Consider the following 22,530-nt stretch of genomic DNA (forward strand, 5'->3'; position numbering starts at 1 on the left):
TGCGCGCGAGATTAATTGCGCCTCATCCTTTTTCTCGGGGGCAATCATCGAACTTAAGGTGGCGCATCGGGGCCATGGAATTAAAGAACTTATCGTCAAAGTAGTCGAGTAGAAACTCTGGAAAAGCCGACAACACAAACACCGAACCGTCCTCGCTCCGCATCCTTTTCTCCTCTCGAAAAATCGCATCGACCGTAACCAGCTCCCGATAAGTCCCAAATGAAACCTCATCGAGATCAAGCAGGCATTTGCATCTCAATACGAAGGCAGCGATTGCGTCTTTCCATTGGAGAAGCTCCATGTGCTTCCCCACGTTAACGTTTCCCTCCCCCGAGATCTTTTTATATTGAGCGATTTCAGAGTTGTCAACAAAACAGCCTGAATGCGCCTGGCACTGCCCCGCGCGATAATCGTACAGCGCCTCGACCATCGGGTAGCTTATATAGAGCTTTCCGCTCTCGTGTTCGTTATCGAATGCGAGGAGCATTGCCTCCACAAGGGCATCGGACTCGCATCCAGGCGCATTGTTTTGATGGGAGTCGTAGTCAAAGAAGAGAAAGACCTCATCAACAGAATCCCGCTCCACGCCCTCTAGACATTTTGCAGCAGAAGGCACCGTTTCCCTCAGCACCTCCACAACATCCAGATCGAAGTCCTCCTCTGCAAGCCGTTCGTAGAGCATATAGATGTTCTGCGCCGCTGGCAGACAGATCACCCTCAGGTCATCTCTCCCTTTCAGAAAAAGCTCTTTCATCTTCTCCGCAAAGCGCAGGTCGCGCGACTCCCCTTCAACGATGAAAAGCGTGACCGGGCTAGCCATCGAAAGCACCGGCTTTAAACATCTTCTGGAGGTTATGGGCCAATCTGAGCTCCTTGGGCGTTAGCTTCTCCAGCGAGCGAATCTCCCCCTCCTTGAGAATGAAATAGACATCGGGCCGCATGAGGTCGTTCGTCAAAAGGTCCGTGTTGTGCGTCGTAATGAAAACCTGGACACCCTCGAGGTCCCGCAGCATTTCCACGATCGACCGGGACAATTCAAAGTGATAAAAGGCATCGAATTCATCGATAAAGACCAAGGAAGCCTTGCTCATCTTGATATACCAGTAGTAGTACAGAGCAAGTGACATGGTGCCCGTCGAGGCAACCGACGCAAACGGAACGGTGCCGCCTTCGAACCTGCAATAAAGCTCGGGAACTCCATTCACGTCCACGGATACGAGGTTCAGGGAGATTCCCTGCTGGCGCAAGAATTCTTGGAAGTCCTCCATCTTTCCCTCGCGAATAATGCCCTGGGTAAAGATATCCGAGCCAACCGAAAGCCCCTGATATCCACGCTCATCGAGCGAGTAGAACATCAGCATGTTGTCGACAAAGGAGGTGAAGGCTCTAAACGCCCTGGCAGACGGCTCATCTCGCAGCATTGCATTGCTCTTGACGTATTTGACACGCGACAGCCTGTCGGACTCAGCGGGGAGATCTGTAGAAAGCGAGAGGGACTCGGCGCCCGGCAGGTCAACATGGCCCGTTTGAGCGTCGAACCTGTAGCTCAAGACCTCCACGCCAGCAATACACAGGCTCTCGTATACAAGCGTCTGTGGATCGGTTTTCCCGTAACGGTATACGACCTCGATATTGTCGAAGACAAAATCGTATTGAAACTCTGTGATTGAGCTCTTTGAATCAAGGCACCGGTATGGCGAGTATTTTTTGAGCAGCTTTTCCTTGTCGGTCAGATGCAGAACGATGTCGAATATCGCGAGGGCGAAATTGGACTTTCCGCTGCCATTCGCGCCATAAATGATGCCCTTTGCCTTAACGCCATCCTGAATCACCTGTTGATTGAATGAATAGTTAGCGGGATCGGATAGATCAAATGTAATTCGCTTATCGAAGCACTTGAAATTTGAAACCGAAAACTTCTTGAGCATGGCACAGCTCCTCTGCTTTCTAAGGCTATTTGAAACACAGGATAAAGCAGCTGAGCAAATCGGTCAATTTGCCCGTAATTTTACTACGGGTATTCCGAAGAAAAACTACGGAAGTACGCGATGTGCACCGGACCTGTCCAACCGATTCTGTAGTCCAGTCATATCTTTAGTAATTAAAATTGTCCGTTCAATAGTAGGGGCTAAATTAGGTCGACGTTAATATCGGCCTGTGCCCCATTACAGTCAGAAATGAGCTATTCGATACCCCGTTGATGTATTTCCCCGGTGTCGGATACGATTCAAGCAAGCCCGAAAGGGCCGCCGATCGGGCGCCCGCGTACGGCCGGCTGCGCTCCATCCTCTTGGAATCCTGCCCGGCGTTCGAGGCCCTGGTGGACCCCTCGGACCCGAGGTGGCTGCGCGTCCTCGCCCGCCTCGGCGGCGCCTGGGGCGTGGCGGACGCGGGGAGGGCGTCGCTCTCCGCGCTCATGCGGGGCGCGGGCGGATCGGCGCGCGCGGACGCCTGGACCGCGATAGCCTCGTCGACCAGGCCCTCCGAGGTCATGGTGAGGGCCGAGAATCCGCAGGTGAGGATGCTTGCGAGGCGCATATCGGAGGCGATGGAGGAGGCGTCGCGCCTCGACGCCGAGATCGCGTCCCTGCTCGAGTCGGACGACACCTACGCGTGCCTGCTGACGTTCCCGGGCATCGGGCCGAGGACGGCGTCGGAGCTGACGATAGCGATCGACATATCGTCGTTCCCCGACCACGACCACCTGGCTTCGTACTGCGGCATCGCCCCGAGGAACCGCAGGTCCGGGACCTCGATAGCGTCGGTGGCTGCATCGAGGCGGGGGAACAGGAGGCTGAAGAACCTGCTCATATTCTCATGCAACTCGCTGACGAGAAGCGCGAACAGGTTCGGCGAGTACTACCGCGCGTGCAGGGGCCGCGGGATGTGCCACGGCGAGGCGCTGAAGGCGGTCGCGAGGAAGAGGCTGAAGGTGATCTACGCGGTCATGCGAGACAAGGCCCCCTACGCGGCCTAGCCCCGCAAAAATGAAAGAGAGCTGCCGCGCCGATGGGCTGGCGCCAGCATGGAGAGAATCTAGGTAGCTCAACGGAGAAAACCGTTGACAAAACTATAGGAACACCCCCTCGTCAATGATTTGATGTTTAGCAGCAAAAACCCTATGGCGGAGCGCAGATCGTGTTCCGTCATAGGGTTGTCAATTTGCGAAAAAAAAATTTGTTAGCTCAGAGAATAGCATCGTTAAATAATCCATCCTCAAGCGTAATCACAAGTACGATCTATCGATATAAAAGCTGAAGTGCCAGTTTTTAAGTTGCGAATCAGCATCCCCGTTGTCATCAACAAACTCGGAGAGTATATCCGCACCCTCAGTAATTGGGCAGCGATCGCCCTCGTATTTCATGGAAGGAAAAGCACCATCTCTGGAACCGGTAGCAAACACAAAACCTGATGGATTGATTGCCCAACAGACGTATGCATCCTTTCCACGGGAAAGCAACAACGATCCGTTGCAACCGTTAGGCAGGAAGCGGTTAAACGCCTCGTCCAAGGACGAATAGGCACCGGATTCCATCCAGCGCTGATTCTCCAAACTTGCAATTGTCCAAAGAAAGGACTTCATCTCTTCCAGATATGTCCAGTCAAACCATATCCCATCTTCATCGAACCCGCTCCTCCCTTTACCCGATTCAAACCGTTTAACTTTAGCGTCAGCGTTGGCTGCGACCGTGTCGACCTCATGCTTAAAATCAGCCAAGTAGGAAGCTTTTTCAGACGGTTTTAAACATTCAAGATACTCATGGGCATTCCATCCGTTGAAATGTCTGATGTATCGAAAGTTTGGAAACAACGCTATTGCGATATTAATAAACTCCTTTGTAGGCAGGTTTTCTTCCAAAACGTTAATACGCATGCGCATCGATTCAAGCGAGGCATAATAGGCAAGCGCGAGAACATAGGGCACGATGAATATTGGGTACCAGATTGAAAGAAATAGCGAGCTTAATTCATCGCCCCAGTCCATAGAGGACCAAGCATTTGAGAGCAGTACCGTTGCTGCGACAAAAACAATGATGCCCAAAAAAGCCCTCATGTTTTCAAATAAGCGTAGATTGGATACATCACGTCTGGATGAAAATAGGGCATAGCCAATACCAAAAAACAAAAAGACTGTTTGAAGAGCAACTTCAAATAGAATCGGGAAACAGACCAAGTTGATATAGAAAGACATTAGTGCGCCAAAGCTGACCTCGGGCACAATCAATTCGTTTTTAATTGAAGTGACCGATGTTGCCTTAGAAGCAATATATATATGGAGGGAAACCCAACAAATACAACCTCAAGAATCGTATCCAGCAAGATGCCTGTATTCCAAAACCCGCATTCAAACGCGATGTATATCAAAAAAGCAGAGTACGTCATAAGAATGAGCGCAGGAATCAGTATTTTGGGATTTAGCGCAAGCTTGATAACAACAGTAAGCGATTTAATAACACTTAATAACTTACCCTTAGCCAGAAGATAAATCGCAAGAAGACCTATCAATATAATTGATGCATATTCACGGTTATCCATTTGCCCGATGAGAGTTGCAGCCACCCATTGGACTCCACTGATGATCAATCGAGCCCCCTCCTTAGCCATGTTTAATCTAGACTTAAGATCTCGCCGAGCATCACCCCACCTCCGCCGACACCATGGATATCTACACCCACGTGAACATTGACTCCAAGCGCGAGACAGCCGAGACACTGACGAAGGCGATGGCCGCCGCGCAGGCGGAGCCTAATAGTAGCGCCGCTTATTTCAAACGTCATTGGTCCGTTGAGCTTGATGGATACTCATCGGTAAGAGAGCCGAGGCGTCCAAGCCTCATGAAATTGCCGGTCTAACCCTTGGCCAAGTCAGAGACATATCCCAACGCGTCAGGAAGCGACGAGCTCACGGCATCCAGCAGTACGAAGAGTTTGATGCAAGTCTTGCGTCGGACCGGCTTGTACATCATGCCGTGCTGGAGGAAGTTTCGGTTAAGCTCGCCCTCTCGCTCGCGGTTGAAGTCATCTCCCGCCCTGAAGAAGTAGTCCACGGCCTCGCATATGTTGGCGAAGTCGATTATCGAAATGGCCATGGCGGAGAGCTCAGCGTCACTTCCATCTGAAAGCGAACCTTTCAGCTTTTTCAGCTCGCGAGACCAAGACCTTTGTTTATGCTTGCCCCCCTCATCTCGTCTTGGCCCACAGCATGCGCGAAATAGCTCTCGGTCTATGAGCGAGCAAAGCATCATTGCACAGGGCTTATAGTGCCTTTCGCGGAAGAGCTCGACGGCCTCGCGAAAGTCGACTTTCTTGGCAACGCTGCCCTCAAGGCCAGCAATAAGGGCATCAACATCGAGAAATGAGAGGTAGACGGCATCGGCCTCCTCCAGCGACGAGGGACAGCGCGGCGGGGCGTTGTAGGTGAACTGGTCGTTCGTGATTGCCCAGCCATACGAGCCCCAACGCCGCGAATCCTCAAGGATGGCCTCCCAGTCGAGCGAAGCGCCTATCTCCGCTAGCCGCTCCATCAAGGGGACTAGGTTCGAGCACACGGACTCCCGGAACTCGTCAAGGACGCCGAGCTGGGAGCTCAGTAGCGAGCTAATCTGGGCGGCATGGCTAAAGAGGCCTTCGAGGTTTTTGGTGAACTGCTCGGTCATGGCGCGCACGGATTCCTGGATCTGCGCGAGCAATTCGAGGTGCGGGGCGCTCGCGACCCAGATGGCATCCGGCGTGCCAAGAGGAAGCTTCACGATGGCGCCAGGGCGGGCGGCGGCTTTGGCAAGCTTGTAATCGCTAGACTCTGAGCAAACACCGCTCTGTTGTTCATCAGACAAAGTTAGCTCCTAACACACGACATTCGAACGAGCCAAGCTCAGAAAAACAAAGGGGCTCCGAAGATGATACTCCGGAGCTCTGAAACGCTTGTGCCACGCGATTGTTCAAAGGACTTGAGAAACCTCTGACATGCCACTTCTTACACAAGGGCAAGAGCCGAGCCTATTGCATACCGTATTGTTTGAGAAACGAGTTCGTAGCACCTTCGGCCGCCGCCGTAATGATTGCGGAAGGAATCGTCCCAACGGTCTCGGCAACGAGAGACAGCCTCCACGGTCCCCGCCAATGCAAACTAAGGTCAAGAGCCATCGCCGCCTCGTTTATTAATAAAGCCGCTTACAATCGTAACGAACGCTTGTGCGATAATACTAGCAATGAAATGAGCACCTCCTCCAGCAACACCACGGAAAAGAGAGCACATATGAAACGATTAGACGAAGAGCCCACATGCGAGCTCGCCAGGGAATTGCTAAAAAACGACCAACTCGGTCGCCGCGAAATTGTCGCCCAATTTATCCATCTACTTTACAGCGTGAACGGGCCCTATTCTATTTTCATAGACGCCCCTTGGGGAACAGGCAAAACCTTCTTCGTCAAGCAAATCATCGAAACCTTGCGCTTCGGAAACCCGCACATCGACGCAAATGCCCCATCGGACACATCGATTTTCGACAGCAATCTCATAACCAAGATGAATGAAGATCCTTTTCTGCCAATATACTTCAATGCCTGGGAAAACGACCATTTCAACGACCCGATTGCCCCATTATTGGCAACCATAGCAACTATGGCCGACAAGACAAAGGTTAATCAGGAGAGAAACGTTTCCGATATCGCAGCAGGGGCAATAGAGTGCGCTTTGTCTTTAAAGGGCCTGAATGCAGGAAAGCTCCTCGAGGCAATCAGCGGGAGCGATTTCCTTGAAGCGTTCAGAAAGAGGCAGGAGCTGAGGGCAAAAACCGAGGAACTCGTGTCAGCGCTTCTGCCGGAAGTCGCCAACAAGGCTGTGCTCTTCATAGACGAGCTCGACAGGTGTCGGCCGGAATTCGCCATGCAGCTACTCGAGCAAACAAAGTCTCTTTTCCTTCAAGATAACATCGTGGTCGTTTATTCAACGGACAGAACGCAACTTGCCTACTCACTCCAAGGGGTCTATGGCCAGAATTACGACTGTCAGCGATACCTTCAACGCTTCTGTGACTACCGATTCGATTTGCCCCGAATCAATCCAATTACGTACCTCGAAGCGAAGCGAGTCGACATCCATAGCGGATACTGTTTCACGAAAATATCCCGACGGTTTATTGAGCAAAACAGAGGAAGCCTTCGCGATTGCAACCGATTCATCGACAAGCTCAAACAAGGTGCGACCTACATAAGGAACGACGCCGACTGCCAAGGGGACTGGCCAATCGCGTTCTCAAGGAATGCGCTTTTGCCGACCTTCCTAGCAATGGCGGAATACGCGCCCGAACAATGGGAGCAGGTCAAAACCGGAAAATGCTTCGATCGTGTATTTGAGTTCGCAAAAGAGAACGACAAATTCATGGAGTATCTAGACCGCGCCATACAAGGAGAGCGCAAATACATCGAGAAAGGTGCTGAGCCGACTGATGGCATTCGAAAATCATACATCGAAGACTTATGCGCGGAAATCTTCCTCGACAACTATGATGACCCGAGGCTTAAACGAAGCAGAGAGATACTTAGTATATGGGGTTCGCTCGACAAGAAGACGCTGCGAACCTTGACATTCCCCGAGAACGTTATCGCGGAAATAGACAATTAAACAGCGCCTTGCACGAATACGTTCAGTACGACCCACCAGCACGCGCATGGGCACGACACGGGAGATGTTACAGTAAGGAACTACTCGCTCATTGTCTCCCAAGGCGTGCGGTGAAGCATTTTGCGAAACAATCACTAATCTCGCCAGAACCATGGGAGGATGAAGGTTAAACCGGAGATAACAAGGGCCGGATATTCCCGGCCACACCTCATTCCGCAAGCTCCGATTCGGCCATCTTCCAAAAAACATCGCCAAGCTCGGTGAGCTTTCTGGCCTTGATAACGTTTCCGAGATTTGTGGGAATGCCCGTAGTTGCAATCAAGCGCTGTGTCGTCGGAATAGCAATCACGTCAACCTCACCGGTGGCACGCTGCACGGGCCCAGAGAACATCACACCAAGGAACTTGAACCTTTGCATCCCGAAGGTAAGGACTCCATCCTCGACATAAGGCCCATTGTCAAGCAGAAAAACAGGCGAGCCACTCGAACCCGGAAAGCAGGCACAGTCAATCAGAAAAATCGACTGCCCATTGTAATCGTATCGTGGATGCGTTGCGGTCATGCCTTTTCGCATAAGTGGGGCATTGTGAACCTCGTCAATCAACCCGATTGGATAACCAATCATAATTACGTTTTCAAAAGGACTCAGCTTATCAAGCTGCGCCTGCGACGGGATGATGCTTTCGTCGAGCGCAACATGGTGCGCTTCAGAATCGTGCCGCAACATAAGGTCGAAAACGCTTTGGAGCGGAAGAGCGCATAAGTCGATAGAGTCATCCGGGTGCTTGACCCAGACCGCTTCGCCACCATCAACGGTGATGCAGAACGATCGCCTCTCGTCGATACCGTTCTCGGTATGAACGTAAGGAATCGCAAGGCGCGTCTTCGAGGCACCGCAAACAACGTGCTTGTTGGTAATAAGTACCGGAAGCGAACGATTCCCTTTGGAATACGTAAAGATGAAACCGGTTCCCTGGGATAAACCTCCGCCTTCAAGCTCGCACCGCACCTGCACCGTAACATACATGAGCTTCTCAGCTAAATCCACCATGCCCTCCTTGCTAAATGTTATGCCATTGTCGTTGCATTGAAATACCACGTCGGCGCGATACACCGGTGTCGCATTAAATGCAACAAACTCCGAATCCCGCCGAAAACCACACAGAAGCCAAGAGTGAACCGCACCCCATTTCTTGAACCTAAATTTTTATTCTAGCCGCAATACTAACTGCAACCAACAAGACTTGCTGCAACAGTTGCGCTTGGTCTTGAAGTCCCTCGTACGTCCAATGCCGTACTTGAAAGCCTTCTGGCTTGAGCATGCGGCACGATTGCACGAACGGCCTTCCTTCCCCCATGGTTGCCGATTGCCACACCTGCAAGCCGCAAAAGAAAGGAAGGAAGGCCATGGCGCAACCATACAGGCAATTGACGTTTTTGGACAGGCAGAGGATCGAGGAGGGGCTCGACCGGGCGGATTTGCTCCGCGAGATAGCGCGAACGATCTCGCGCGACGTCTCCACCATGTCTCGCGAGGTGAAAGGGTGGATTGGCGACCATTTTTAGGACATTTTTCTCAGAGACTAAGGCCTGCCTTCCGGAACTCGACCGGGCTCATGTATCCCGGCGTCGAGTGCATCCGCTCCTTGTTGTGCCACCACACGTAGTCGTTCAACTTCAACTGGAGATCGCGCAGGCTCGCGAACTGCTCCCGGCACAGGAACTCAGCTTTCAACGTCTTGTTGGCAGACTCGTCGACGGCGCTGTCGAAAGGGCAGCCCATCTTCGAGCGCGGCCTGGTTCTGCCGAAGACCTTAAAGGGCTCGTCGAGCGTCGCGTTGTCGAATTCCGACCCCCTGCCTACCTCGACTTCCCCCACGAGCACCACGTGAGGCTGCCCTCGACAGTATCTGCATGGCTCGCAAAAAGCTTGGCGACCGCCGCCGCTTTTGTCGCGGCTGGACTTTATGCCAGGCAAAAGAAAAGCCGCCGTTAAAGAACGGCGGCTTTGACTCTCGCATATTTAAGAGCGACTAGAGCGTCTTGAGGTACTCCCCCAGCTCTTCCTCCCAGTCGGGCATGAGGAAGCCGACGGACTCAGCTTGGACAGGTCGAGCGCGGAGTGGGCCGGACGCGGGGCGATGGGGCCGGCGGCATTTGCGTAGTAGTCGGTGGTGCTGACGGGGACCACCTTGTCCCCGTTGCCGTTGGCGGCCTCGAAGACGGCGCGGGCGATGTCGGCCCAGGACTTGACGGCGCCGGAGCCGGTGCAGCCGTAGGTGCCGTAGGGGGCCTTCGCGTCCAGCACGTGGAAGATGGCCGCGGCCATGTCGCGCGTGAAGGTCAGGATCTCGTTCACGCGCTTCTACACCGTCGAGCCTCACCATGCAGCCGAGACGGACTGAAGACCGTGAGCACAGCGAAGAAGACGCGACTGGCTCATCCTTAAATCTATCCAATAAAATGAAATCAGATGCAGCCCACTCCAAAGACAGCTTCGAAGTCCTTGATTTAGCTACAGCTTTACTGTCACTTACGGCACCTAAGCTAGCATCAGCCCCTACCCGTTGCCTTGTTAATTTTCCTATACATCTTGGAAACATGGCCGCTAATGGGGTCATTCGGAAATGCCTTCTGAGCTCTTGCCACATATGAAAGATAGTTTCCGTAGCAGCTTGGGTCCGAAGCACCTCGCTTGTCACTCGATCTGCTCCCCTTCGGAGAGTAATGCTCATACAATGCGCTTACGCGTTTCTTACTCGGATGCTTGTCCGGATTGTCAGCCAGCCTGCCGATTGATTTAGCAGCACGATAAAACCTGCTGTAAAACCTGCCGACCGTAGATTGGCGAATTCGGACATCTTTACCGTCAAAATCAAATCCCAAAAACGAAACATGATTTCCAGCATGATGCGCGGTTCGCACAACTTCCATTTCTCCTGCGAGCAATGCATCAAATGAAAGTTGCTCGACCTTCCCATCGTTTACACGGTGGATTTTGGTTTTTTCATCTTGTAGTTCAACTGCAGGAACTCCCTGTGCCAAAGCAAGAGCTTTGCTTGCTGTTTTGAGATCCTTGGCTGGGACGACAATGATTAAATCATCGCAATATCGTATATACCTGCCATTTACGCTGGCAACACACGCGTTAATCTGGGCATCGATATCAAACATATACATATTCGCCAACACGCCACTTGTTGCCAGTCCTTGGGGAATGCCCCTCGCATCATGCCTTTCTTTCCAGGGCACAACAATCGAAGAATCCTTGCAAGCCGAAAACTCCGCAGGTGTCAAGATGCGCGGTAGCCTGTTAAGGCTCCTTAACGCCTTGAATCGAACTTTGGACGCAGAATTGCCAAACGTGAACGGGTCGTCTGGCTGAAGATCAATCCAGCAAAGCCCGTTCCTTCTCGCCAAATCGCCAACAGGCCAATAGCAGTAATGCAATACTGTTTTTCAGGACTTGGTAATGGTCCGGTGGAAGCATGCCCTCGTTAAAGAACCCTCTAACGGCCTTGCGTATGTAACTATGATCGAGGTTATCGAAAAAATGGGTGAAGTCTCCCGTGATAACTAGCGAATCCCCCTGCCTGCGAATGGCATCGATTGCATCTGCAGCAACAGAGTAATTAGTGAGGTGAAATCCGCTTCGATAAGCTGCAGCAACGCCGCCGATGCCCGTTTCTAAGGCACGACGGTCATATAACTTGCCCCATTGCAGCGCATAATACTGAAAAATCCTGTGATCCAAGTGAGATGCATATGCGATATCTCTCGTCTTCAGGGTTTTCTTGCCGTCCCAGAATCTCACATGGCAAAGCTTATTCGCAATTAAGGGAAGAAATGCGTGACGCTGAATAAAATCTGCATCACAAACCCTCGCCTCGACATCCTTGAATGCAACACGGTAATCGAAATGCGCGTAGCTCTTCTTTGTCGCATACCCTGGAATACGAGACGGGTCGAAATCGTTCACGGGCTCACCGCCTTTAATCAACCTGCTCGGTATATAGGAGCGGCTCACCCAAACCGAGCAGGCTAACATGAGGTGAAGCGAGTTCACCAACGCAATGCGGCCGCCCATTCCAATGCTTGCCTATGGCATACTAGATGGAGATGCGGAGATAACCGATATGATCATCAGCGCCCTTGCCCAGCTATGCGCAGGCAACGTCGGCATCAATAGTGCGAACGTCGGAATTTCGTCGTTTGCGCTATTGACGGCGATAACGCACCTTTACGCCAATGCGTAAAGCAATTTATTTGTACCCGAAATGCTATCTTGAATCACGCGATCGCATCAGATCAGAAATATAGCCTACCTGAAAGAGAGTTATCGAAACTTACATTGGCATCAGATGCTTGAGGCCTTAGTGTCAACAAATACAGAGCAGCTGCCCACAGCCTAGCGGCGACATCCCGGTCTCGGACGATCTAACGCTGCCCGAGACCTTCCTCTTATCAAAGCGCCACCGTAAGACGCATGGCTATATCATAAAATGGCACGTATAAACCTCCGTTGATCGAAAGAAAGTCGAGCATATGTCAAGAGTTGACGAAGTTAGAGCAGAGCTGGGCGAGGACAACGTCAACGAGCTTATGGACGCCTACTACACCTCTGGCCTCTCACTGAATGATCTGAGGGAGCTCTATGACCTCCCGAAGAGCTTCACAGACAAGAAGATCGTTGAGCTGTTCCCTATGATCGAGCTGGACGATGGCTGCCCCCTTTGCGGCGGTGCGCTCTTTGCGCCTAGAATCAGCAGGGGCATCAAGGACGTCTCGGCGGACTCGTACTATAAGGATCAGGTCTTCTGCCCAAATTGCGGTAAAACTAGACAGCAAGCAATGCGAGAGCTCGAAGAGTTTGAGCGGAAGCACAGGCTGCGTCGTGCTTTCTCAATTGAGCCGAAAGAGTTCGAATGGGCCAAGCGCAATCCTGATAGCCTCACGAGCACAGTATTCGAGGTCCTGATCGAAGTAAGAGGCGGGGGTGGCAATACCTACCTTGGGCCCATCGCAGACCAACCGCTCTTGTTTGGCTTCATCGACGCCTGTAAGGCGCTCAGGGGCGAGGGGTACATTCAACCAACCGCAGCATTCGACAAATGGTTGAGCGGGTTTGAGGAAGAGGAAGACGGCTTCAGCTTCTATTGGTACAAGGTGCCCTTTGCAATCAAGTTGAAAGGCTACACTGCCCACGAGAGAAACCCCATCATCGTCGAAGGTGATCGCGAATACGTCGCGCTTGGTCAGGGTGAGCGCGAGTACTGGCTGCGAACCGCAAAAGGTCTCGTTCTAGCCTACCTCGATGTCCAGCTTGACGATGCGTGCTACGAGTATGAGGGGCCGAAGCGCGAAGAGTTTGAAACTCTGCTCGACACCATGCTCCTAGAATACTCGCCCGCACAGATCACCTCGCTCATCTGGAACGCGATGGCGACTGCCGAAAAGCACGCAGAGGAGGGTCCTGCCTACAAAAGAACAGGCAATTGGGCAATGGGTGTCGTCCTCAATCGTGCCAAGAAGGCTCTCTCCGAGCATTGGGATTTGCATCCGAACTTCCCCTCAAGGACGGTTGAGGACACCGAGTTCGAGTGGAACTTCTTCGACGTCCATGTACCCATAGGCGAAACTTGGATGTACAGGAGCGTCCCCGAGGTCACGGGCGGCTGCATAGAAATCAAACATGCAAAGATGCCGAAAGGTGCCGATGCCGCAACAGCGGCCATGATAGCGAAAGCCCGAGAGATCGCTTGGAGAATCGGAACGGGCGAACCCGATTACCTCTCGTACGACGAGACCGACCGGTTCATCAAGCGGTACGAATAACGAAAAAAGAACGACGGTATGAAGTGACTAGCGCACAGCAATTCGCGTGCCACGAACAAGTACTTGATGAAAGCGGCTACCTCCAACGCTCCCGTTAAAAAGGAACAACCCCTGAAAAGACCCTAGGGGGACAAGGATCAAGCATGGCTTCAGCAGCTCGGGGCGCCACTGTCCCGCGCCTCAAACAAGTAAATTTGCCGGAGAGAGCCCTCCGACTTCTTCGGGTTGATATTGCTCGCATAAACGTCGGCAAGCCGCGTATACTAACAATATCCGACCCCCTCCTGAGCGCCGTCGCGGTGCCCGCGCTTGACCTGGCCAAGCACCTCGGGGTCGAAGTCGTGGCGGTCGCGCGGCGGATATCCCACGCGGGGCAGCGCATGCACAGGCAGCGAAGCCGAATCCCGCGTTGAACATCTCTTCAATCTTTGGCACGGATAGATACGGGAGAAGTCTCCAGCATCCTCTACGATTTCTCCGAGACGCTTCTGATATCGTCTTCGTTGATATCAGAATGTGCCGAGATGAACCTCCTCTGATGAACCCCAATGCGGCGGTTTCCATTACTTGCTGGTGGCTGGCATGGCTGCGACACGAAATGATTCGATGGCCTCCTCTATTGCATTGGGGTTCATCACCTTGAGCTCGCCGCTGGAGCGCATCTCGCTGATCTCTTCCGAAAGATCATCAATAGCGTAATCCAGGGAATTCGATATTCGAATCGATATCTCTCGGTAAAGCGAGGAAAGGCGCTCCGTTCCTTTATTTTCTTGCGAGTAGAATCGGCATCTTCCATTCCACCTTGGCAACCTGCCGTTTTCATTTGAATCCGGCAGGAGGAAGAAGCGCTCTTTTACGATGCCATTCTCGAGGCTAATGTAGCAGGTCGCTGAATTTTCGAAAGCTCTGTTATGGACGATCTCGTTTCTCAGTTCTTCTAAGTACACGGCTTCGGGAAAGTCGTTGCATATATGGCCTTCGTCGCCAGAGTGCGGACTCTTTGACCTGAATTTGGAATATAGGGCCGACTTGTCTGATCGGATTTTCTTGAAGGATTCGAATCGATTGGGAATCCGGTCCAGCTCAAATAGCAGATGGCTGAGAATATCCAATGAAGAATTCAGCCAAATTATGAACGACTCCACTTCTCTCATCATTGAATGAGACTTTGGAGAGGATACCTTGAATACTCCGTCCGAGATGTTTCCAATGGGCTCGATTTCCCCTAGTGCGCAGAATGCCATCCTCAGTGAGCCCACGGCCTGATCGTACGTTTTGCCAAAGCTTTCGGATAAATACCTTAGATCGTCTAAATAGATGAGCCTTCGCGCCTCCTCGAATGAGAAGCGTTTGGCGTAACCAGCGAACGAATCTCTATCGAAAGTCATTTCGGGACTGAAGCCGCCCTCTGATATTGCAATCGGACAGAAGTGGATGATGGAATAGTACGTCGATTGGTTTCCGAACAATCTTTCGATGATGAGATTGTCGAGGTCGATCAATCTCGAATGGATTTGCTCCTGAATGCTGTCAAAGGAATCGTATAAAAGATCTTGCGACGGCAGGCTGTACACATAGAAGCCATCAGGTTCATCGTCCAAAGTCCCTTTTGATACTGTTCCTAGTTCAGAATAATATGTAATTAATGGTCTATCCATCGTATTAGAGGGGTTGCTGGCGTTCAATTCCATGACTTGTTCTCCTCGTGTGAAAATGCGATTGCTGGGAGAAAAATAGTGTAATGAGTATTTGCGCGTTTCCGTACCGTGAATATTGCGGGACAGTACCGGCGGTATCGTGAATCGGTACCGCCGGTGTCCGTTCAGTACCGTCAGCCGTATATGTCGCGCATGTTGACGTCCCCCGTCTCCAGCCAGACGGTGCCGTGCACGATCCTGTCCATGATCGCCTCGGCGTGAAGCCCGCCGCCCAGCCTGGCGTGCCTGTTCTTCGGCCTGTACTGTGTACAAAAGACGGTCGAGGACGAACCGTAGCTCAGCTCCATGAGCTCGAGGAACATCGCCCTGAACAGGCTGTCTGGCTTGTTCAGCAGCCACTCGTCGATCACGAGCAGGCCGTACCTGCCGAACTTCCTGAGCAGTATCTCTCGTGGTGCGGGTTCGCCAGTGGCTCGTCAGCGTACAGGCGCCCACCTTCAATCAATCGCGCCCCGCCGCGAAAAGCGGGAAGCCGCCTCGAAGGACGGCTCCCCAGTGCCCCATGCGGCGAAGGATGACCGCACGGCTATGTTCCTAGATGTGTCGCCATGAGAAGGGCCGTCCTCCGAGACGGCCCTTGGCGCTACGTTTGGGCTACAACCCGATGAATGCCCTGAGTCCAGGGTGAGAGAGCGCCATCATCGCAGCCATGATGGCCACGAGGATGACGTCTGCGGCGATCAGGCAGTTCCTCGGCCATTTTCCCAGCTCGACATTCCGATGGTTGAAGGACATCTTCCAGATGAACACGAGGAGGATGCACACTGTGTTGATGAGGACGAATCCGACCAGCGCGGTCAGGAACACGAGGGCCTTCATGCCGCTGTCGATGCCGACGCGGCCATCGCAGACGTGGAGAAGCCGACGCCGCCGTTGAACGCGAGTACGACCGCGGCGAAGACGCCGAGAATCGCGATGTACTCCATCCTCGTCTTGTCGAGGCGCTCGTCGAACTCCCTTTCCAGCTCCGCGCGTTTCTGGTCCGCCACGTCCCTTTCCGCTTTCACTTCGGCGATTGCCGCTTTGAATGCGCGCATGGCCTGCTGCTGTTCGATATCGTGGCTCAGCCTCGTCTTTTCCAGGTCGATGTGGTCGGCGAGTTTGAGGACACTTTTTGCCTGGTTACAAAGTCCCTGCTTCGTCAGGTGCCCATGGATAATGCGAATGTTCTCGGCGAGGCAATTGACCGAATAGGGGACCCCTTCGTCCAGGTCCCCAGAGGAATGCCCGAGTGCGTTGAACACCAGGTCGCAGATGCCGGCATATCTATGGCGATAGGGCTCGCTCCCCCCATATAGCTTTGCGAAGAAGTTCGAGGCTCGGCGGATGTCCTCTTGAGAGAGCACCGCGGCATCATCCGTGCTGGCGAGGGATTCGAGCATGTCGCGCAGAGCCTTGCGTTTCTCTACGTCGTCGCTGCCTGCGTTTATTGGGGGAACTTTCAGGGGCGGCTTCGAAAGAGTCCCAATTTTGCTGGTGAGCAGAGAGAGGACCCTTCCGAAGTTTTCGGCCGCCTTTGCATAGTCTTGCTCGGTCACTCAGAGACCTCGCTAGCGCACTGCATGATCAGCTCATTTGGGATGATTCCTTTGTGTAGGCGCTTCCGATTGAAGATGATGTCCCACGGGGACCCCTCGGCGTGTGAGATCCTGACGAGCTCCCATGGGGATTTCTCGGCGAGCGTGTCCACCCCCGCATCCAGGAACGGGCGGATGGAATCATTTATCTCGGTGTCGAACTCGCGTTTTATCGGGAAGCCGCCGCAGTCAGAGAACTCAACGTAGACATCTCTGATGACAGGGCCGTAGGGCCATGCCTCAAACTGGTCGGCGAATAGCAGCTCACCGGTCTCGCTCGCGTATATGACTTGCAGGAAGTAGAGGATCTTCTGGAGCTGAAGATTGCTGATGGGCGTGCCGTGGCGATATCGCCTGTTGACAGCATACTCGGCGATTTCCATCGCGCTGTACACTGTCCCAATTTGGACTTTCATCTGTTTCCTCCTTTTTCAAATCATACCAGTGATTTACTTCCTATCTGCGCTTATCGTGATAAAAGCATCTCAGCTCGTCCGGACAATAAACGGACGGCCCCTCCAGCGGTGACTTCTGTCTCGGACGCGCCACTAGTCTTCAACGGCCTCAGCACCAGGACGACCGACACGAGCGGCAGGAACGCCGCAAGTGCAAGCGTCGTGACCGCAATGCCCAACGCCCATTTCGCGTCTTCCCCTTCACTCCACCTCCTTCCGCTCGAACCTGCAGGAGCGCGCCAACCGCGGGCTCAAGCGCCGCAGCCGCGCGGTGCAGGCGTTCCTTGGCGGGGGAAGTCGCCCATCGGGATGATAGGCGCCGTGTACGCCGAGACGAACGAGGAATGGGCCGGCCGCCGCCGGTCCGTCGACGACTCCATCGGCAGGGCCGAAGAGGGCGCCAAGGCCAACGCGCCCGAGCCCGCCTGCGAGGGCACCGCCGCGGAGCACGCGGTCGGAATCATCGCGCTCGGCGTGGCCGAAAACCCGATTCTCGGCAAGAAGGCGGCTTGACATTGATCAGAATGACGGCATTCCAGGTGAATCTCGGTTTCTCGGGCAGCCTGCAGCCACCCTCGAGAACCGAGCTCTACGCCAACTCTGCCGCCCGCAGTGATCTGCAGGGCTCGCAATAAGCTTGGCGACCGCCGCCGTTTTTGTCGCGGCTGGACTTTATGCCAGGCAAAAGAAAAGCCGCCGTTAAGAAACGGCGGCTTTGACTCTCGCATATTTAAGAGCGGCTAGAGTGTCTTGAGGTACTCCCCCAGCTCCTCCTCCCAGTCGGGCATGCGGAAGCCGACCGACTCGAGCCTGGACCGGTCGAGCGCGGAGTGGACCGGGCGCGGGGCGATGGGGCCGGCGGCATTTGCGTAGTAGTCGGTGGTGCTGACGGGGACCACCTTGTCCCCGTTGCCGTTGGCGGCCTCGAAGACGGCGCGGGCGATGTCGGCCCAGGACTTGACGGCGCCGGAGCCGGTGCAGCCGTAGGTGCCGTAGGGGGCCTTCGCGTCCAGCACGTGGAAGATGGCCGCTGCCATGTCGCGCGTGAAGGTCAGGCGGCCCAGCTGGTCGTCGACCACGGTGACCTGCTCGAGCCCGTCTTCGGGGTCGGCGACTCGGTCGGACAGCGCCTTCATCGTCTTGACGAAGTTGTGCCCCTCGCCGATGACCCAGGAGCTGCGCATGATGTAGTGGCGCGGGCAGCCGGCCACGGCGATGTCTCCGGCGGCCTTGGTCTGGCCGTAGACGGACAGCGGGCTGAAGGGCTCCTCCTCGGTGTGGACCTCGGCCGTGCCGTCGAAGACGTAGTCGGAGGACACGTGGACCAGGGTGATGCCGTGCCCGGCGCAGGTGCGGGCGAGAAGCGCCGGGCCGGTTGCGTTGGCCTTCCATGCGGTCGCGCGGCCCTCGGGGGTCTCGGCCCTGTCCACCGCCGTGTAGGCGCCGCAGTTGATGACGGTGCCGTAGAGCGACCAGTCGTACTGTGCGTAGGCGTCCGGGTCGGACATGTCGAAGGTGTCGATGTCGCAGAAGTCGAAGTCCTTCGCCACGCCGCGCTCCTCGGCGAGTTTGCGCACCGCATGCCCCAGCTGGCCGTTGCAGCCGGTGACGAGGGTGCGCTTCGGCGCCATCGGGACGACGTCCTTCAGCATCGGGTGGCTGAGGTCGGCCTCGGAGACGGTGGCCCGGTCGAGCGGGATCGGCCACTCGATGGCGAGCTCGGGGTCGGCGAGGTTCACGAAGGTGTAGGTCTTCTTCAGCTCGAGGGACCAGTGGGCGTCCACCAGGTAGGTGTAGGCGGTGCCGTCCTCCAGCGCCTGGAAGGAGTTGCCCACGCCGCGCGGGACGTAGATGGCCCTGGACGGGTCGAGCGTGCAGGTGAACACCTTCCCGTAGGTGGCGCTGCCCTCGCGCAGGTCCACCCAGGCACCGAAGACCGAGCCGCGGGCCACGGAGATGAACTTGTCCCAGGGCTCCGCGTGGATGCCGCGGGTGACGCCGCGGCTGTCGTTGTAGGAGATGTTGTTCTGGACGATGCGGAAGTCGGGGATGCCCAGCGCGCACATCTTGGCGCGCTGCCAGTTCTCCTTGAACCAGCCGCGGTTGTCGCCGTGGACGGCCAGGTCGACGACCTTCAGGCCCCCGATGCCCGTCTCGGTGACGGAGAGGTCCTTCTCGAATGCGATGTCTGCCATGTCTCTGCTCTCCCTACTGCCCCTGCGCGCGGTAGCGGGCCTCGGTGGCCTCCTTGGCCGGGCGGCACCAGGCCTCGTTGGCGACGTACCAGTCGATGGTGGCCCTGAGGCCCTCGGCGAAGTCGGTGTGCGCCGGCCTCCAGCCCAGCTCCCGCTGGAGCTTGGAGCTGTCGATGGCGTAGCGGCGGTCGTGGCCGGGGCGGTCGGCGACCCAGTCGAAGTCCTCGGGGTCGCGCCCCATGGCCGCAAGGATCATGCGCAGCACGGTGATGTTGTCCCTCTCCCCGTCGGCGCCGATGAAGTAGGTCTCCCCCATGCGTCCCCTGGTGAGGATGTCCCAGACGGCCGAGCTGTGGTCCTCGGTGTGGATCCAGTCGCGGACGTTCTCGCCGCGGCCGTAGAGCTTGGGGCGCACGCCGTCGATGATGTTGGTGATCTGCCTGGGGATGAACTTCTCCACGTGCTGGTAGGGGCCGTAGTTGTTGGAGCAGTTGGAGATCGTGGTGCGCAGGCCGTAGGTGCGGGTCCAGGCGCGCACGAGCATGTCGGAGGACGCCTTGGTGCTCGAGTACGGCGAGCTCGGCCTGTAGGGCGTCTCCTCGGTGAACTTCGCGGGGTCGTCGAGCGCCAGGTCGCCGTAAGACCTCGTCGGTGGAGACGTGGTGGTAGCGGACGCCGTATTTCCTCACGGCCTCCAGCAGGCGGAAGGTGCCCTCGACGTTGGTGCGCAGGAAGGGCTCCGGGTCGGCGATGGAGTTGTCGTTGTGGCTCTCGGCGGCGTAGTGCACGATCGCGTCGTGGCCGGGGACGAGCCTATCCAGCAGCTCGGAGTCGCAGATGTCGCCCACCACGAGCTCGACGCGGTCGGCGGGAAGGCCCGCGATGTTCTCGGGGTTGCCGGCGTAGGTCAGCTTGTCCAGGACGGTGACGTGCACGTCGGGGTGGTTGTTCACGACGTGGTGCACGAAGTTGCTGCCGATGAAGCCGCAGCCGCCCGTGACGATGATGTTCCTGGGCTCTAAGAGCTCTTCAGACATATCTGTATCTCCCATTGAATCGTTTAGTACTCGCGCGGGCTGTTGACGATCTCGCCGGCGGCGACCTTCTTCAGGTGCTGGCCGTAGACCGACTTGCCGTAGGCCTTCGCGGCCTCCGTGAGCCCCTCGGTCGTGATCCAGCCGTTCTCCCAGGCGATCTCCTCGGGCACGGACACGGGCAGGTCCTGTGAGTGTTCCACGGCGCGGACGAACTCCGCGGCCTCGTGGAGGCTCTCCATGGTGCCGGTTTCCAGCCATGCGTAGCCGCGGCCCAGGGTGACGACGGACAGCGTCCCCTCCTCCAGGTACATCTGGTTGAGCGTGGTGATCTCCAGCTCGCCGCGGGCCGAGGGCCTGACCTCATGAGCCTTGGCGGCCACGTCGCCCGGGTAGAAGTACAGGCCGGTGACGGCGTAGGAGCTCTTGGGCTCGGCGGGCTTCTCCTCGATGGAGACGGCCCTCCCCAGCGCGTCGAACTCCACGACGCCGAAGCGCTCGGGGTCGTCCACGTGGTAGCCGAAGACCGTGGCGCGGCCCGACTCGGCGTTCTGGACGGCGCGCGTCAGGTGGCGGGAAAGGCCGTTGCCGTAGAAGATGTTGTCGCCGAGCACCAGCGCGCACGGCTCGCCGGCGATGAAGTCCTCGCCGATGGTGAAGGCCTGCGCCAGGCCGTCCGGGCTCGGCTGCTCGGCGTAGGACAGGTTCACGCCGTAGCGCGAGCCGTCCCCGAGCAGGCGCTCGAAGTTGGGCAGGTCGGTCGGCGTGGAGATGACCAGGATGTCCCGGATGCCCGCCAGCATGAGGGTGGACAGCGGGTAGTAGATCATGGGCTTGTCGTAGACCGGCAGCAGCTGCTTGGAGGTCACGAGCGTGAGCGGGTACAGGCGTGTTCCGGACCCGCCCGCGAGAATGATGCCTTTCATTTAATCTGTCCTCTACAATCGAAATGCGCTTTAGATCGAGTGATAAATAAGACTTGGGTATCCTATTTTGCTAAACCCCCTCATTCTTAACGAAATAGGCAAGGTAATGACTGCGGAATATGGCTACCTGAATTGCCCCTTCCATTTTTCAATGCTCGACCAAGGGAGATTGATTCCGGTTATTTCAGGTTGGTTAATCCAATCAGCCATTTTGAGTAAAAAGTCATCTTCTCGTTCGAAAACAGGAAGTCCGGTATCTTCACCGATGATCGCGTGCCAAATGTTGGTAATGGACTCACTTTGCTTCAACGCTATGAAAAGCGCCAGTATCGAAAATCAATTTATAATCCCACAATGATGTGAATTCGTTCGGGCAAATAACGACCGCAAAGTGATACAAGCGAATAAGATCCGGCAAGAGTTAGCGCCCAAACAGCAAATGTCGAAACACCAAGTGGAATGACGAATAATCCAAGCAGTTTCCAAACGGCCTTGAGAACAAGTATATGGCAGAGGTAGATTCCAAAAGAGGCGTTCCCAAGGTCAACAAGCAAAGTAGAAGATAATCGCGACTTGAATGATCCCGGAACCGCCATAAGAAGCGCGATCACAGCTAAAGAGGTCGCGGCAAAACCGAGCTTAAGCTGAGTTGTGGCCATATTGAAATCGCCAGTCAAATACCACCAGAAGCCTGCGACCTCCTGAATTATTAAAAATATAAAGAGCACTGCAACAAGCTGAGTGGTTCGTCCTTCAATGAGCGCAGCCCAACGCCTCCAGTCGAGACCGAAAACATAAAAGATGAGCCACATGGGGCAGAAAACCTGTATTAGAGGCAATGCGATACCGGCAACGGCAGCGAGCTCCCTTAGAAGCAAGCAAGCCGGTGTCACACAATAGACAAAGAACCTATACCGTGAAAGGAGCCTGAACAGTACCGGAGTAAGCAGCACAAGCTGTGAATAGACCAATAGATAGTACATCTGAGCCGATACGGAGCCCACGGCGAACGCCAGAAACCCAGACGCCCATGAAGGGCGGGGAAACGCCGCAAGATAGATAACGCTCCAGAACGCATAAGGTCCGGCAACCTTGCTAATGCGGCGTCGAAGACCCATTACAGTCTGAAATAGGCCATCGATAAATTTCGATGGCGAGCATTCGGCG

General features: G+C 55.1%; 23 protein-coding genes and 1 pseudogene. 5 read left to right on the forward strand and 19 right to left on the reverse strand.

Annotated elements, in window-relative coordinates:
* Nucleotides 1–22: 22 nt before the first annotated feature.
* Both DWW51_RS08405 and DWW51_RS08410 read right to left on the reverse strand, forming a co-directional pair.
* Nucleotides 23–820 (reverse strand): hypothetical protein, encoded by a 798-nt coding sequence (locus DWW51_RS08405; protein WP_117774186.1) that lies wholly within the window; start codon nt 818–820, stop codon nt 23–25.
* Nucleotides 813–1,928: an ATP/GTP-binding protein gene (locus DWW51_RS08410; RefSeq protein ID WP_117774187.1), complete on the reverse strand. Its 1,116-nt coding sequence runs from the start codon at nt 1,926–1,928 to the stop codon at nt 813–815. Before DWW51_RS08410 ends, DWW51_RS08405 begins: the two co-directional genes overlap by 8 nt.
* Nucleotides 1,929–2,200: 272 nt before the next feature.
* On the opposite strand from DWW51_RS08410, the gene DWW51_RS08415 reads away from it, so the two are divergent.
* Nucleotides 2,201–2,977, forward strand: coding sequence for a transposase (locus DWW51_RS08415; RefSeq protein WP_197032229.1), 777 nt, complete (start codon nt 2,201–2,203; stop codon nt 2,975–2,977).
* Nucleotides 2,978–3,226: 249 nt separating this feature from the next.
* Here DWW51_RS08415 and DWW51_RS08420 read toward each other — a convergent pair whose 3' ends face one another.
* The 3 genes from DWW51_RS08420 to DWW51_RS08435 all read right to left on the reverse strand — a co-directional run bounded on the left by DWW51_RS08420 (nt 3,227) and on the right by DWW51_RS08435 (nt 5,833).
* Nucleotides 3,227–4,219, reverse strand: coding sequence for a hypothetical protein (locus DWW51_RS08420; protein ID WP_117774188.1), 993 nt, complete (start codon nt 4,217–4,219; stop codon nt 3,227–3,229).
* Between the two features lie 2 nt (nt 4,220–4,221).
* A complete protein-coding gene (locus DWW51_RS08425; protein WP_117774189.1) occupies nt 4,222–4,584 on the reverse strand; it encodes a hypothetical protein in 363 nt (120 codons plus the stop codon).
* A gap of 265 nt (nt 4,585–4,849) precedes the next feature.
* Complete coding sequence (locus DWW51_RS08435; RefSeq protein WP_117774191.1) at nt 4,850–5,833, reverse strand: hypothetical protein; 984 nt, start codon at nt 5,831–5,833, stop codon at nt 4,850–4,852.
* 422 nt (nt 5,834–6,255) lie between these two features.
* On the opposite strand from DWW51_RS08435, the gene DWW51_RS08440 reads away from it, so the two are divergent.
* On the forward strand, nt 6,256–7,623 hold the full coding sequence (locus DWW51_RS08440; protein ID WP_197032230.1) for a P-loop NTPase fold protein: 1,368 nt from the start codon (nt 6,256–6,258) through the stop codon (nt 7,621–7,623).
* Between the two features lie 208 nt (nt 7,624–7,831).
* Here the strand turns inward: DWW51_RS08440 and DWW51_RS08445 are convergent, their stop codons facing one another.
* Nucleotides 7,832–8,671: a serine protease gene (locus tag DWW51_RS08445; protein WP_197032231.1), complete on the reverse strand. Its 840-nt coding sequence runs from the start codon at nt 8,669–8,671 to the stop codon at nt 7,832–7,834.
* A gap of 359 nt (nt 8,672–9,030) precedes the next feature.
* Here DWW51_RS08445 and DWW51_RS10495 point away from each other — a divergent pair, with 359 nt between their 5' ends.
* The gene (locus tag DWW51_RS10495) at nt 9,031–9,189 is read left to right on the forward strand and encodes a helix-turn-helix domain-containing protein (RefSeq protein ID WP_158566205.1); all 159 of its coding nucleotides are present in this window, start codon (nt 9,031–9,033) and stop codon (nt 9,187–9,189) included.
* 10 nt (nt 9,190–9,199) lie between these two features.
* On the opposite strand, the gene DWW51_RS08455 is transcribed toward DWW51_RS10495, so the two are convergent.
* The 4 genes from DWW51_RS08455 to DWW51_RS08470 all read right to left on the reverse strand — a co-directional run bounded on the left by DWW51_RS08455 (nt 9,200) and on the right by DWW51_RS08470 (nt 11,602).
* Nucleotides 9,200–9,511, reverse strand: a complete 312-nt coding sequence (locus tag DWW51_RS08455; RefSeq protein WP_117774195.1) for an IS3 family transposase — start codon at nt 9,509–9,511, stop codon at nt 9,200–9,202.
* 135 nt (nt 9,512–9,646) lie between these two features.
* A complete protein-coding gene (locus DWW51_RS08460) occupies nt 9,647–9,982 on the reverse strand; it encodes a sugar nucleotide-binding protein (RefSeq protein WP_231501621.1) in 336 nt (111 codons plus the stop codon).
* 194 nt (nt 9,983–10,176) lie between these two features.
* Nucleotides 10,177–10,875 (reverse strand): RNA-directed DNA polymerase, encoded by a 699-nt coding sequence (locus DWW51_RS08465; RefSeq protein WP_158566204.1) that lies wholly within the window; start codon nt 10,873–10,875, stop codon nt 10,177–10,179.
* 136 nt (nt 10,876–11,011) lie between these two features.
* A complete protein-coding gene (locus DWW51_RS08470) occupies nt 11,012–11,602 on the reverse strand; it encodes a hypothetical protein (protein WP_147344069.1) in 591 nt (196 codons plus the stop codon).
* 566 nt (nt 11,603–12,168) lie between these two features.
* Here DWW51_RS08470 and DWW51_RS08475 point away from each other — a divergent pair.
* Nucleotides 12,169–13,458: a hypothetical protein gene (locus DWW51_RS08475; protein ID WP_117774198.1), complete on the forward strand. Its 1,290-nt coding sequence runs from the start codon at nt 12,169–12,171 to the stop codon at nt 13,456–13,458.
* A gap of 563 nt (nt 13,459–14,021) precedes the next feature.
* Here DWW51_RS08475 and DWW51_RS08485 read toward each other — a convergent pair.
* The 5 genes from DWW51_RS08485 to DWW51_RS08505 form a co-directional block, all read right to left on the reverse strand.
* Complete coding sequence (locus DWW51_RS08485) at nt 14,022–15,149, reverse strand: hypothetical protein (protein ID WP_117774200.1); 1,128 nt, start codon at nt 15,147–15,149, stop codon at nt 14,022–14,024.
* Nucleotides 15,150–15,289: 140 nt separating this feature from the next.
* Nucleotides 15,290–15,562 carry an ATP-binding protein gene (locus tag DWW51_RS08490; RefSeq protein ID WP_117774201.1) on the reverse strand — a complete coding sequence of 91 codons (273 nt, stop codon included), beginning with the start codon at nt 15,560–15,562 and terminating at the stop codon, nt 15,290–15,292.
* 208 nt (nt 15,563–15,770) lie between these two features.
* Complete coding sequence (locus tag DWW51_RS08495) at nt 15,771–15,995, reverse strand: hypothetical protein (protein WP_117774202.1); 225 nt, start codon at nt 15,993–15,995, stop codon at nt 15,771–15,773.
* Nucleotides 15,992–16,714 carry a hypothetical protein gene (locus DWW51_RS08500; protein WP_117774203.1) on the reverse strand — a complete coding sequence of 241 codons (723 nt, stop codon included), beginning with the start codon at nt 16,712–16,714 and terminating at the stop codon, nt 15,992–15,994. Before DWW51_RS08500 ends, DWW51_RS08495 begins: the two co-directional genes overlap by 4 nt.
* Nucleotides 16,711–17,169: a Panacea domain-containing protein gene (locus tag DWW51_RS08505; protein ID WP_117774204.1), complete on the reverse strand. Its 459-nt coding sequence runs from the start codon at nt 17,167–17,169 to the stop codon at nt 16,711–16,713. The genes DWW51_RS08500 and DWW51_RS08505 overlap by 4 nt, the downstream gene beginning before the upstream one ends.
* A gap of 360 nt (nt 17,170–17,529) precedes the next feature.
* Between DWW51_RS08505 and DWW51_RS08510 the strand changes: the two genes are divergently transcribed.
* On the forward strand, nt 17,530–17,721 hold the full coding sequence (locus DWW51_RS08510; protein ID WP_147344071.1) for a hypothetical protein: 192 nt from the start codon (nt 17,530–17,532) through the stop codon (nt 17,719–17,721).
* A 227-nt stretch (nt 17,722–17,948) separates the two neighbouring features.
* Here the strand turns inward: DWW51_RS08510 and DWW51_RS08515 are convergent, their stop codons facing one another.
* The 4 genes and pseudogenes from DWW51_RS08515 to DWW51_RS08530 form a co-directional block, all read right to left on the reverse strand.
* Entirely contained in the window at nt 17,949–19,403 is a 1,455-nt protein-coding gene (locus DWW51_RS08515; protein ID WP_117774206.1) for a sugar nucleotide-binding protein, read from the reverse strand.
* A 13-nt stretch (nt 19,404–19,416) separates the two neighbouring features.
* Nucleotides 19,417–20,440, reverse strand: a pseudogene (rfbB, locus tag DWW51_RS08520) (dTDP-glucose 4,6-dehydratase).
* A gap of 23 nt (nt 20,441–20,463) precedes the next feature.
* Nucleotides 20,464–21,363 carry a glucose-1-phosphate thymidylyltransferase RfbA gene (rfbA, locus tag DWW51_RS08525; RefSeq protein ID WP_117774207.1) on the reverse strand — a complete coding sequence of 300 codons (900 nt, stop codon included), beginning with the start codon at nt 21,361–21,363 and terminating at the stop codon, nt 20,464–20,466.
* Between the two features lie 341 nt (nt 21,364–21,704).
* Nucleotides 21,705–22,530: acyltransferase family protein (locus DWW51_RS08530; RefSeq protein WP_147344073.1), on the reverse strand; the 826-nt coding region annotated here is incomplete at its 5' end.

The organism is Collinsella sp. AF15-51, from assembly GCF_003462845.1.
Lineage (GTDB): Bacteria > Actinomycetota > Coriobacteriia > Coriobacteriales > Coriobacteriaceae > Collinsella.

Excerpts from the sequence above, each read along its gene's own strand:
- DWW51_RS08405 (WP_117774186.1), bottom strand. The coding sequence starts at position 820 with ATGGCTAGCCCGGTCACGCTTTTCATCGTTGAAGGGGAGTCGCGCGAC.
- DWW51_RS08410 (WP_117774187.1), bottom strand. The coding sequence starts at position 1,928 with ATGCTCAAGAAGTTTTCGGTTTCAAATTTCAAGTGCTTCGATAAGCGA.
- DWW51_RS08415 (WP_197032229.1), top strand. The coding sequence starts at position 2,201 with ATGTATTTCCCCGGTGTCGGATACGATTCAAGCAAGCCCGAAAGGGCC.
- DWW51_RS08440 (WP_197032230.1), top strand. The coding sequence starts at position 6,256 with ATGAAACGATTAGACGAAGAGCCCACATGCGAGCTCGCCAGGGAATTG.
- DWW51_RS10495 (WP_158566205.1), top strand. The coding sequence starts at position 9,031 with ATGGCGCAACCATACAGGCAATTGACGTTTTTGGACAGGCAGAGGATC.
- DWW51_RS08475 (WP_117774198.1), top strand. The coding sequence starts at position 12,169 with ATGTCAAGAGTTGACGAAGTTAGAGCAGAGCTGGGCGAGGACAACGTC.
- DWW51_RS08485 (WP_117774200.1), bottom strand. The coding sequence starts at position 15,149 with ATGGAATTGAACGCCAGCAACCCCTCTAATACGATGGATAGACCATTA.
- DWW51_RS08495 (WP_117774202.1), bottom strand. The coding sequence starts at position 15,995 with ATGAAGGCCCTCGTGTTCCTGACCGCGCTGGTCGGATTCGTCCTCATC.
- DWW51_RS08505 (WP_117774204.1), bottom strand. The coding sequence starts at position 17,169 with ATGAAAGTCCAAATTGGGACAGTGTACAGCGCGATGGAAATCGCCGAG.
- DWW51_RS08515 (WP_117774206.1), bottom strand. The coding sequence starts at position 19,403 with ATGGCAGACATCGCATTCGAGAAGGACCTCTCCGTCACCGAGACGGGC.
- rfbA (WP_117774207.1), bottom strand. The coding sequence starts at position 21,363 with ATGAAAGGCATCATTCTCGCGGGCGGGTCCGGAACACGCCTGTACCCG.